Here is an 11,458-nt window from a genome sequence, read left to right on the forward strand (position 1 = left end):
GTGTCACATCTCCTCGCTGACGAAGCTGCGCAGCCAGGTCCGGAACTCCGGGCCCAGGTCCTCACGTTCGCACGCCAGTCTGACAATGGCGCGGAGGTAGTCGCCGCGGTCGCCGGTGTCATAGCGGCGCCCCTTGAAGACCACGCCGTGCACGGGCCCGCCGAGATCCGGGTCGGCGGCGAGCGCCTGGAGGGCGTCGGTCAGCTGGATCTCGCCGCCGCGGCCCGGCTCGGTCCTGCGCAGCACCTCGAAGACGGCCGGGTCCAGGACGTACCGGCCGATGATGGCCAGATTGCTGGGGGCGTCGGCCGGATCCGGCTTCTCGACCAGGTCGGAGACGAGCACCACGTCGTCGTCGCCGTCCGGGGCGGCGGCCGCGCACCCGTAGAGCCCGATCTGCGCCGGATCGACCTCCATGAGGGCGATGACGGAGCCGCCGTGCTGCTCCCGCACCTCGATCATGCGCTGGAGCAGCGGGTCACGCGGGTCGATCAGGTCGTCGCCGAGCATGACCGCGAAGGGCTGGTCGCCGACGTGCGGGGCGGCGCACAGGACGGCGTGGCCGAGGCCCCTGGGGTCGCCCTGGCGGACGTAGTGCATGGTGGCCAGGTCGCTGGACTCCTGGACCCGGGCGAGGCGCGATTCGTCCCCTTTGCGGTCCAGGGCCTCTTCGAGCTCGTAATTGCGGTCGAAATGGTCTTCGAGGGGGCGCTTGTTGCGTCCGGTGACCATCAGGACGTCGCTGAGTCCGGCGGTGGCGGCCTCCTCCACGACGTACTGGATGGCGGGTTTGTCGACGACCGGCAGCATCTCCTTGGGCGTGGCCTTGGTCGCCGGGAGGAAGCGGGTCCCGAGACCGGCTGCCGGAATGACAGCCTTGGTGATCCGAGTACGCGATGGAGTCATGCGGATCACGATAACCGGCACTTTGCACCGGAAGGCGGGGTCCGGTGAACGGGTCACAGGAGCGGGAGCGACGGCGCATCATGAGCGGTTACGACGGTGGGAAACGCGGGTTGCGGCGCGATCTCCTGGACATGAGGGCCCAGTTGCCGGACGGTGAAATCCGGGCGGCGGGAGCGGTGCTGGCGCGCCGTGCGCTGGCCCTGCCGGAGCTGGCCGGGGCGGACACGGTCGCCGCGTACGTGTCGGTGGGGCGCGAGCCGTCCACGCACGCCCTGTTGGACCAGTTGCACGCCGCCGGGGTGCGGGTGCTGCTGCCCGTACTGCTGCCGGACAACGACCTGGACTGGGCCCCGTACGGCGGTGCCGAGGGCCTCGTACGGGCCGCGCGGGGGCTGCGGGAGCCCGCCGGGCCCCGGCTGGGTCCGCGGTCCGTCACCGAGGCGGACGCGATGCTGCTGCCGGGGCTGGCGGTGGACCGGCGCGGCATGCGGCTCGGGCGCGGCGGCGGATCGTACGACCGGGTGCTGGAGCGGCTGGAGAAGGCGGGCGTCCGGCCGGCGAAGGTGGTGCTGCTGTACGACGCGGAGGTGCTGGCGGAGGTGCCGGCCGAGGAGCACGACCGGCCGGTGGACGTGGCGGTGACGCCGGGGGGTGTGCACCGGTTCGCCGCGCAGTCGCCTCCGCCCGTCGCCGGGTAGTCCCTACAGGAGGCAGCCGTGAACCGCCGTGAACCGCTTTAGACCGCTGCAAACCGCCGTAGACCGCTGTAGACCGCTGTAGACCGCCCTGAACGAAGCCGGGCGGGCCCGAATGTATTCGAGCCCGCCCGGCCTACGGAGTCAGCACCCCGTCACGGCATCCGTCACGGCGACAGCGTCAGCGTGTCCTTGGCCGCGGCCTTGACGGCCTTCTCGGAGTAGGCCCACGGGAGCAGTTCGCCCTTGGCCCACTTGTCCGTCTGGTCGTAGTAGTGCGCGCTGTACGCGTGCCCGGAGGCGCCCGTCAGGTTGATCCACCGCGACTTGTCCAAGTCGGCCAGGTTGACGACCATCCGCATGGACGGGACCCAGGTGACCTCGTAGCCGCCGGCCGCGTTCCAGCCGGTGGCGTTGACGGCCGCCTCGCCGCCGCCCACGTTCCAGGGGCCGCGGTTGAACAGGCCCTGGAGGAGGCCCGGGCCGCTGGTGCCCAGCGTCTGGTTCTTCAGGAACATCTGGTGCAGGCGGCCCCAGCTCCAGTTGTCGACGTTCTTGCCGAGCTTGCTGGTCAGCTCGTAGCGGGCGTCCCGCATGGCGTGCTTCAGGAGCTGGTCGCGGTTGGCGTCGAGGACGCGGCCGGGCCGGGACTCCGTCTTCCACCAGTCGTTCTTCGGGTCGTCGATGATGTTCCGGACGACCTCGTACCAGCGGTCGCCGCCGTCGGGCTGCGCCTGGTCGGGGGCGCGCTGGCCGCACTCGCGCACCAGCTTGTCCTGGTCGTCGGCCGGGCCGGTGTCGTCGGCCGGGCGGACGTTGAGGCACTGCCCGTCGACCCGCAGTTCCTTGGGCATCTTGTTGCCGAAGGCCAGCTTGAGGGTGTTGCGCCAGACCGCGTTGAAGTAGGCGGCGGCGGCCGAGTCGGGCTCCTGGGTGTAGTCCCAGCCCTCCAGCAGCTTCTGCGCCTCGCGGACGTACGGGTCGTCCACGTCGATCTTCAGCAGGTAGGGCGTCAGCAGCTTGGCGATCTCGCTGCTGTTGTCCATCTGCATGGTCTGCATGTCGTCCGTGGAGACCTTGCCGCCGTCCTTGATCTTCGACTGGACGAGGTCGTTGATCCGCTGGCTGCGGGCGCCGTAGCCCCAGTCCTTGGTCAGCAGGTACGGGTACTTGTCCGGGTCGACGACGGCCTGGTTGGCGGTGACGATGTAGCCGCGCGCCGGGTTGTACTCGCTGGGCAGCGCCTTCTGGGGCACGTAGCCGTCCCAGCGGGCCTTCGGGTCCCAGCCCGGGGCGGGCAGCGTGCCGTCGTAGCCCTTGCCGCGGACCGGGATCCGGCCGGGCGCCTGGTAGCCGATGTTGCCCTTGGTGTCGGCGTAGATCAGGTTCTGCGAGGGCACCTCGAAGTGCGAGGCGGCCTTACGGAAGTCCGTCCAGTTCTTGGCGCGGTTCAGCTCGAAGACCGCGTCCATCGACTTGCCCGGGTCCAGGGCGGTCCAGCGCAGCGAGATGCCGTAGCCGTCGCCGCGGTCGGGTGCCGCGTTGCCGACCGGGGCGTGCTTGCCGACCTTGGTCATCTCGTCGTCGCGGTCGGAGATCAGCGGGCCGTTGTCGGTGGAGCGGACCGTGATCTCGCGGTCCGCGCCGCCGGCGACCTTGATGGTCTCCTTGCGGGTCTTGTACGGCTTGACCGTGTTGTTCGAGAGGTACCCGTTGGCGCTGATCTTCTCCAGGTACAGGTCGGTGACGTCGGCGCCCAGGTTGGTCATGCCCCAGGAGATGTCCTGGTTGTGGCCGATGACCACGCCGGGCATCCCGGAGAAGGTGTAGCCCGAGACGTCGTAGGTGCACTTGGCGCTGGTGGTGCGGCAGTGCAGGCCCATCTGGTACCAGAGGGACGGCATCTGGGGGGCCAGGTGCGGGTCGTTGGCGAGCAGCGGCTTGCCGGTGGTGGTGTGGGCGCCGGAGACGACCCAGGAGTTCGAGCCGATGCCGTTGCCGTTGGGGCCGAGCAGGGCCGGGATCTTCTCCAGGGACTTGGAGACCGAGGAGAGCTGGGTCTGCACGCCCTGGGTGGCGGCGGAGGCGGAGTTGGTTCCGCTTCCGGTTCCGGTGCCCGAGCCGGTTCCCGTACCGGCACCGCTGCCGGTTCCGGTGCCCGTACCCGTCCCGTTGCCGGTTCCCTGCCCCGTACGCGTACCGGAGCCGTTCCCCGCACCCGTACCGGTGCCGGAGCCCGTCCCCGTGCCCGAGTTGTTCTGCGGCCCGCCGCTCGGCGTCGCCTTGGCGTCGAAGTCCTTGGTGACCGGGTTGACGGCGCCGCCGTCGACGATCGGCCGGTTCCGCTTCGCCGGGTACTTCGGGTAGAGCTGGTCGATCTGCGTCGGGCTGAAGCGGCTGGTCATCAGGGCGCGGTCGATCTCGTCCTGCATGTTGCCGCGCAGGTCCCAGGCCATCGCCTTGAGCCAGGCCACCGAGTCGACCGGGGTCCACTTCTGCGGCTTGTAGTCGTTCTGGAAGCCGAGCGCCGCGTACTCCAGGGAGAGCGCCGAGCCCTCGTGTTCCTTGAGGTAGGCGTTGACGCCGTCCGAGTACGCCTGGAGGTACTTCTTCGTCTCCGGGGAGAGCTTGGTGTCGTACTCCCGCTGTGCGACGTCGTGCCAGCCGAGCGTGCGCAGGAAGGCATCGGTGTCGACCTGGCTCTGGCCGAACATCTCCGAGAGGCGGCCGGCCGTCATGTGACGGCGTACGTCCATCTCCCAGAAGCGGTCCTGGGCCTGCACGAAGCCCTGGGCGCGGAAGAGGTCCTCGTCGGTGTCGGCGTAGATCTGCGGAATGCCGTTGCCGTCGCGGGCGACGTCGACGGGTGCGGTCAGGCCGGCCAGCTTCAGGGAGCCGGTGGTCTGCGGGTACGAGGCGCGGACGGTACTCACGCCCCAGTACGCGCCGTAGCCGATGCCCGCCACGAGCAGAAGCACGACCGTGATCGCGACGAGGCGGCCGCGCCGCCCCTTCTTCTTCGGCTTCTTCGCAGCCTCGTCAGGGGCGGGGGCGGACTTGTTGGCGGGCATCTCTGTCCTTCGAGGGGCAGGGTGGGAGTGCTGGAGCAACCATAGGCGCACGGGTCCGCCGAGCCCTACGCGGTGTAGCCGCCGACACCTCCAAGGTTCAAGCAATGGTAAATTGTTAGTCTCAGTAACTAGATACGGTAAGGAAAGCCCGCCCGATCCACAGCCCTGTGCCCGTTCCCGTGCCTGACCGGCCCGCCACGAGGAAGGACCAGTCCTGACTGTCGACCGCCTCAACGAACTCCTGCTGATCTGCGCCCTCGTCCTGCTCGTCGCGGTGGCAGCGGTACGCGTCTCCTCCCGCAGCGGACTGCCCAGCCTGCTCATCTATCTGGGGATAGGCATCGCCATAGGGCAGGACGGATTCGGCGGTGTCGTCTTCGACAACGCCGAGCTGACCCAGATACTGGGCTACACCGCCCTGGTCGTGATCCTGGCCGAGGGCGGCCTCGGCACGAAGTGGAAAGAGATCAAACCCGCGCTGCCCAGAGCCGCGGTGCTGTCCACGTTCGGTGTCGCGGTGAGCGTGGGGGTCACCGCGGCCGGCGCCCACTACCTCGTCGGCCTGGACTGGCGCCAGGCGCTGCTCATCGGCGCGGTGGTCTCCTCCACGGACGCGGCGGCGGTCTTCTCCGTCCTGCGCAACGTGCCGCTGCCCGCCCGGCTGACCGGCGTCCTGGAGGCCGAGTCCGGCTTCAACGACGCCCCCGTGGTCATCCTCGTCGTCGCGTTCTCCACCGCCGGCCCGGTGGAGCACTGGTACACGCTGATCGGCGAGATCGCCCTGGAACTGGCGATCGGCGCGGCCATAGGCATGGCCGTCGGCTGGCTGGGCGCGTACGGGATGCGGCACGTCGCGCTGCCCGCGTCCGGTCTGTACCCGATCGCGGTGATGGCCATCGCCGTCTCCGCCTACGCGGCCGGCGCGCTCGCGCACGGCTCCGGCTTCCTCGCCGTGTACATCGCCGCGCTGATCCTCGGCAACGCGAAACTGCCGCACTCGGCCGCCACCCGCGGCTTCGCCGAAGGCCTCGGCTGGATCGGCCAGATCGGCATGTTCGTACTGCTCGGCCTGCTGGTCACCCCGCACACACTGTTCGACGACGCGGTACCGGCGCTGATCATCGGCCTGATCCTGACGATCGTGGCCCGGCCGACCTCCGTGTTCCTGGGGTTGCTGCCCTTCAAGGTGCCCTGGCGTGAGAAGGCGCTGCTGTCCTGGGCCGGGCTGCGCGGCGCCGTACCGATCGTGCTGGCCACCATCCCCATGGTGGGCGGCGTGCCCGGCAGCGACCGGGTCTTCAACATCGTCTTCATCCTGGTCGTCGTCTACACCCTGATCCAGGGCCCGACGCTGCCCTGGCTGGCCAGGAAACTGCGCCTGGGCGACGACGAGGAGGCCGCGGACCTGGGGATCGAGTCGGCGCCGCTGGAGCGGCTGCGCGGCCATCTGCTGTCCACCACGATCAGCGCGAAGTCGCGGATGCACGGCGTGGAGATCAGCGAACTGCGGCTGCCTCCGGGGGCCGCGGTCACCCTCGTCGTACGGGACGGGACCAGCTTCGTACCGTCGCCGACGACCGTGCTGCGCCGCGGGGACGATCTGCTGGTCGTGGCCACGGACCCGGTACGGGACGCGGTCGAGAACCGGCTCCAGGCGGTCTCCCAGCACGGCAAGCTGGCCGGCTGGCTGGCGCCGGGCACGCCGGGCGGGCGGCGGCCCGTCAAGAAGGCGGGGGTGCGGCCGGGCGACCGGTCCGGGGACCGGCCGGAGGGCAAGGCCGGAGAGGCCGGCCGGCATCCGGACGGCCGGACGGAAGGCCGGCCGCCGCCCACTCCGGCTCGCTGAGCGGAACGGCACACCCCGGCACGGTGAGCGGGACGGCGCCTCCCGGCGCTCCGAGCGGGACGGCGCGACATGCGCGGGAAGCCCTGGCCGATGCCGGGGCTTCCCGCGTATCGGCCTGTACTATGAAACGGCAATCAAAGGAACCAACTCTGCCTGACGCAGAGCTGGCGCGACCGCTCGGCGGCCGCGGTCCCCTGCCACACGCAGCCACCTCCCCGGTGCGGACCACGCGGTATCACTCGGTCCTGCGCGAGAGGACAGCTCTCGGCGCGCACCCCGTGACAACCTCGCGGGCAGCGCGCTACCAGGCGGTAGAAAGGCTCGGCCGTGGCATCCGCGGTCAAGGACAACGCGGGCAAGGACGTCCGGGGCGAGGCAGCCCAGGACGGGACCGCTCCCACCCAGCAGCCCCCGGTCAAGGACGTCCGTCCCGGTTACGGGCAGCTGCTGCGCACCCCGGGGGCGTGGGCGTTCCTGCTGCCGGGCTTCCTGGCCCGCCAGCCCTTCGCGATGCTGACGTTCAGCATCCTGCTGCTCGTCCAGCACACCACCGGCTCGTACGGCACCGCCGGTGTCGTCTCGGCGGTCACCGGCGTCTCGATGGCGCTGTTCGCCCCGCAGAGCGGCAAGCTGGCGGACCGGTTCGGGCAGCGCGCGGTGCTCGTACCCGGCGTGCTGGTGCACGCGGCGGCGGTCGCCGCGATGATCACGCTGGCGCTGTCGCACGCTCCGCTGTGGGCGCTGCTGGTCATCGCCGTACCGACCGGCGCCTCGACGCCGCAGATCGGCCCCATGGTGCGCTCCCGGTGGGCCGCCAAGCTCACCGGTACGCCCCTGATGCCGACGTCCACCGCCTTCGAGTCGGTGACCGACGAGTTCACCTTCGTCGTCGGCTCGGTGCTGGCGACCGCGCTGTGCACCGGCATCCACCCGGCGGCCGGCCTGGTCGCCGAGGGCGTCCTGACGCTGGGCGGCGGCCTGCTCTTCGCGGCGCAGCGGCGCAGCCAGCCGCCGGTGCACCGGTCGGACGACAGCGCCGCCAAGCGCGTCTCGGCGCTGTCGGTGCCGGGCCTGCGGGTCCTGATCGCGGGGCTCTTCGGCATCGGCACGGTCTTCGGCGGCATGCAGGTCTCCCTCACGGCCTTCGCCGAGGACATCGGGCAGCCCGGCATCAACGGCCTGCTGTACGGGGTCTTCGCGGCGGGCAACATGCTGGCCGGCATCGTGTGCGGCGCGATCTCCTGGAAGATCGGCCCCCGGCGCCGCCTGCTGACCGGATACGCGCTGCTGACGCTGCTGACCACCCCGCTGTGGGCGGTGAGCGTGGCGCCGCTGATGGGCGCGGTGGGCCTGCTGGTGGGTCTGTGCATCGCCCCGGCGCTGATCACCGGTTACACGCTGGTGGACTCGCTGGTCCCGGCCTCCGCCCGTACGGAGGCGTTCACCTGGCTGACCGGCGCGGTCGGTCTGGGCCAGGCCGCGGCGTCGACGGTCGCCGGTCTGCTGGCGGACCACTTCGGTCCGCATGCCGGATTCCTGGTGCCGCTGTGCGGTACGGGCCTGGCGCTGGTGGTGCTCGCGGTGTTCCGAGGACACCTGGTGCCGCGGGCCGAAACACTGGTCGTCGGACGTGGGGTCGGTCACCGCTCGCCGGTAACAGTGGACTGACGGGCCGGAATACTGCACTATGGAGCGTCGTTAGCACTCATTGAGTGAGAGTGCCAGGAGGAAGTCACAGTGCCGACCTACCAGTATCAGTGCACCGCGTGCGGCGAGGGCCTCGAGGCGGTGCAGAAGTTCACCGACGACGCGCTCACCGAGTGCCCCGCCTGCGACGGACGCCTCAAGAAGGTGTTCTCCGCGGTCGGCATCGTGTTCAAGGGCTCCGGGTTCTACCGGAACGACAGCCGCGGCTCGTCGTCCAGCAGCACCCCCGCGTCGAGCTCGTCCTCGTCGTCGGGCTCCTCGTCGCCCTCGGACTCCGGGTCCTCGTCGTCTTCCTCGTCGTCCTCGGGCGGCGAGTCGAAGTCGTCCGCCGGCTCGTCGAGCTCTTCGGGTACGGGGTCCAGCTCGACGCCCAAGGCCTCGGCCGCCTGACCGAGGCTCCGGCCCCGTACGCGCCCGTACGGGACATCTCTTCGCGGAAGCCCCGCCGTCACCGACGGCGGGGCTTCCGGCGTTCCGGGCACGCCTCCCGCCCCTTCTGGAGCCCTCTCACCCTCCCCGAGGCCCTCTCCTCACACTCCCTCCCCGCGGCTAATGTGCTCGCATGGCTGACGCGGAGATCGGGGTCATCGGCGGGTCCGGCTTCTACTCGTTCCTGGACGACGTGACGGAGATCACCGTCGACACCCCCTACGGCGCCCCCAGCGACTCCCTCTTCCTCGGCGAGGTGGCCGGACGCGCCGTCGCCTTCCTGCCCCGGCACGGCCGCAAGCACCATCTGCCGCCGCACCGCATCAACTACCGCGCCAACCTGTGGGCGCTGCGGTCCGTCGGCGTGCGGCAGGTGCTCGGCCCGTGCGCGGTGGGCGGGCTGCGCCCGGAGTACGGGCCGGGGACGCTGCTCGTGCCGGACCAGCTCGTGGACCGCACGAAGGCCAGGACGCAGACGTACTTGGACGGGGTGCCGCTGCCGGACGGCAGTGTGCCGAACGTGGTGCACCTGGCGTTCGCCGATCCGTACTGCCCGGTCGGCCGCGCGACGGTGGCCGCGGCGGCCCGGGGCCGCGCGTGGGAGCCGGTGGAGGGCGGCACGCTCGTGGTCATCGAGGGACCGCGCTTCTCAACCCGTGCGGAGTCGCGGTGGCACGCGGCGCAGGGCTGGGCGGTGGTCGGCATGACCGGCCATCCGGAAGCGGTGCTGGCCCGTGAGCTGGCCCTCTGCTACACGTCGTTGTCGCTGGTCACGGACTTGGACGCGGGTACGGAGACGGGTGAGGGCGTCTCGCACGAGGAGGTGCTGGAGGTCTTCGGGCGGAACGTCGGGCGGCTGCGCGAGGTGCTGTTCGACGCGGTGGGCGCGCTGCCGGCGACGGCGGAGCGGACCTGCGCGTGCGCGGACGCGCACGCGGGCTGGGATCTGGGAATCCCGTTGCCGTGAGGGCAGTGGGGTTCGTGAGGGACGAAGGAAACTCGCGCGGGGCGGAGGGGTCTCGCGCGGGGCGGAGGGGACTCACGCGGAGCGGAGGGGACTCACGCGGAGCGGAGGGGACTCACGCGAGGCGGAGGGGACTCGCGCGGGGCAGAGGAGGCTCGTGAGAGCTGGGGAGGCCCGTGAGGGTGACCGCTTTCTCCACAACCAGCGGGTAGCGAACGTCGGCCCGTGCACGTCGGTCGCCGTTGTCCACAGCCCCGAGCGGGCTCCGGCGAAGTCCGGCACCGTGGAGCTCGTCCGCACCGATTCCGGCACCGCAGGCGGTGGTTACCGTGCCCCACGACCTCGACCTCGACCTCCATCTCACTCCTCCCCTCCCCCTCCCTCCGCCGTGTGAGGTTGCGCACTTCACTCCCGTAAGGGCGCGGGGCGGGCGTCACCGGTTGCGCCGGGCCGTACGGCGCCGTCGGCACACCATGACGGCGGGGCTGGCGATGACCGCGGCGGCCTTGACCGCCACGGCCCACCAGAGCGGCGAGGGCCGCGCCTCGGGCTCCTCGGGCGCCTGTGCCGCCCCGGCGCCCGAGGGCCACCCGGGCTGGGGACAGTCATGACGGCCCCGACCGCGCCCGGCGAAGATCGAGTGGCCTTTGCCCGATATGCGCGCGACACTGGCGAGAGTGGCGGGGTGCGTCCGGCGTGCCATGGGGAAGGCTCTCCCCCGGCCGGCCGGGACGCGGCGCCGATCCGTACGGACGCTCTGTCCGCTCATCGGTTCAGGTCATGGGATTGGACAGCCTCGCCCTGCCCTGCCGTAGGTTGCGGTGCTGTTCGTTGCACGGTTCGTAGTGAGTGTGGAAAGAGGCTGTCAGGTGAGCGGGAAGACGGGCGTACTGTCAGGGTTCAAGGAATTCCTGATGCGCGGCAACGTGATCGAGCTCGCGGTGGCCGTGGTCGTCGGAGCCGCGTTCACGAACATCGTGAACGCCGTGGTCAAGGGCGTGATCAACCCGATCGTCGGTGCCCTGGGCTCGCAGAACCTCGACCACTACAAGACCTGCCTCACCACCTGCTCCACGAACGCCAAGACCGGCGACTACACGGACGGGATCTACATCCTGTGGGGCTCGGTGCTCAGCGCCGTCCTGACGTTCCTGATCACGGCCGCGGTCGTGTACTTCCTCATGATCCTGCCGATGAACAAGTGGAAGGCCCGCCAGGACGCCAAGAAGCCGGTGGACGACGGCCCGGCGGACCCGACCGAGGTCGAACTGCTGATGGAGATCCGCGACGCGCTCGTGGCGCAGCGCAACGGCTCGCTGTCCGGTTCGTCCACGAACTCGCCCGGACATGGCGGCACCGGCTCGGTCGTCACGCAGAAGACGCAGTAACGGACGCCACGACGGACCACGGTCCCACGAAGCCGTCCCGGCGCCTCGGTCAGAGGTGGTGGGGCGGCTTTTCGTCGAGGAAGCGCGCGAGGTCGGCAGCGCTGTCCGTACGGCTCGGGCGCTCGCCCCAGCCACGGTCGGTGTCGTCCGACGACCGCCGGCTCAACGGGTCGTCGAAAATCAGCGCCGCGTGTGCCGCGGGCTGCGGGGACGGCGGCGTCTGCGGGACCCGCGGGGACTGCTCGGAAGGTGCCGCGGTCTCTGCGGCCTCCTCGGTCTCCTCGGTCTCCTCGGTCTCCGCAGTCTCCTGCGACACCGGGCACTCCTGCGGCTCCGCGTCGGCCTCGGGCCGGGGTTCGGGGGTCGTACTCACTCCTCCAGGGTACGGCCGCCGGAGAAAGGCCCGGGGCGGCCCGGGCAGGCGCCGCCTCGGCCTCCGTACGTTTGCGGCC

General features: G+C 70.9%; 10 protein-coding genes. 6 read left to right on the forward strand and 4 right to left on the reverse strand.

What is annotated here, in order from left to right; all coding sequences use genetic code 11:
• Positions 1–3: 3 nt before the first annotated feature.
• Positions 4–906 carry a UTP--glucose-1-phosphate uridylyltransferase GalU gene (gene galU / locus JXZ78_RS15030; protein ID WP_030024313.1) on the reverse strand — a complete coding sequence of 301 codons (903 nt, stop codon included), beginning with the start codon at positions 904–906 and terminating at the stop codon, positions 4–6.
• 80 nt (positions 907–986) lie between these two features.
• Between galU and JXZ78_RS15035 the strand changes: the two genes are divergently transcribed.
• On the forward strand, positions 987–1,604 hold the full coding sequence (locus JXZ78_RS15035) for a 5-formyltetrahydrofolate cyclo-ligase (protein WP_030024311.1): 618 nt from the start codon (positions 987–989) through the stop codon (positions 1,602–1,604).
• A gap of 164 nt (positions 1,605–1,768) precedes the next feature.
• Here JXZ78_RS15035 and JXZ78_RS15040 read toward each other — a convergent pair whose 3' ends face one another.
• Entirely contained in the window at positions 1,769–4,672 is a 2,904-nt protein-coding gene (locus JXZ78_RS15040) for a penicillin acylase family protein (protein ID WP_030024310.1), read from the reverse strand.
• Between the two features lie 214 nt (positions 4,673–4,886).
• Between JXZ78_RS15040 and JXZ78_RS15045 the strand changes: the two genes are divergently transcribed.
• From JXZ78_RS15045 to JXZ78_RS15060, 4 genes are all read left to right on the forward strand, one after another.
• Positions 4,887–6,518: a potassium/proton antiporter gene (locus JXZ78_RS15045; RefSeq protein WP_078624637.1), complete on the forward strand. Its 1,632-nt coding sequence runs from the start codon at positions 4,887–4,889 to the stop codon at positions 6,516–6,518.
• A gap of 447 nt (positions 6,519–6,965) precedes the next feature.
• A complete protein-coding gene (locus JXZ78_RS15050) occupies positions 6,966–8,186 on the forward strand; it encodes an MFS transporter (RefSeq protein ID WP_238783130.1) in 1,221 nt (406 codons plus the stop codon).
• A 69-nt stretch (positions 8,187–8,255) separates the two neighbouring features.
• Positions 8,256–8,615, forward strand: coding sequence for an FmdB family zinc ribbon protein (locus JXZ78_RS15055; protein ID WP_030024307.1), 360 nt, complete (start codon positions 8,256–8,258; stop codon positions 8,613–8,615).
• 172 nt (positions 8,616–8,787) lie between these two features.
• Positions 8,788–9,621: an S-methyl-5'-thioadenosine phosphorylase gene (locus tag JXZ78_RS15060; RefSeq protein ID WP_030024306.1), complete on the forward strand. Its 834-nt coding sequence runs from the start codon at positions 8,788–8,790 to the stop codon at positions 9,619–9,621.
• A gap of 430 nt (positions 9,622–10,051) precedes the next feature.
• Here the strand turns inward: JXZ78_RS15060 and JXZ78_RS15070 are convergent, their stop codons facing one another.
• Positions 10,052–10,321 (reverse strand): hypothetical protein, encoded by a 270-nt coding sequence (locus JXZ78_RS15070; RefSeq protein WP_157851740.1) that lies wholly within the window; start codon positions 10,319–10,321, stop codon positions 10,052–10,054.
• 166 nt (positions 10,322–10,487) lie between these two features.
• Here JXZ78_RS15070 and mscL point away from each other — a divergent pair, with 166 nt between their 5' ends.
• Positions 10,488–11,006 carry a large conductance mechanosensitive channel protein MscL gene (gene mscL / locus JXZ78_RS15075; protein ID WP_030024305.1) on the forward strand — a complete coding sequence of 173 codons (519 nt, stop codon included), beginning with the start codon at positions 10,488–10,490 and terminating at the stop codon, positions 11,004–11,006.
• Between the two features lie 49 nt (positions 11,007–11,055).
• On the opposite strand, the gene JXZ78_RS15080 is transcribed toward mscL, so the two are convergent.
• Positions 11,056–11,322 (reverse strand): hypothetical protein, encoded by a 267-nt coding sequence (locus tag JXZ78_RS15080; protein WP_050502990.1) that lies wholly within the window; start codon positions 11,320–11,322, stop codon positions 11,056–11,058.
• Positions 11,323–11,458: the final 136 nt, after the last annotated feature.

The organism is Streptomyces monomycini (genome assembly GCF_022271435.1).
GTDB lineage: Bacteria > Actinomycetota > Actinomycetes > Streptomycetales > Streptomycetaceae > Streptomyces > Streptomyces monomycini.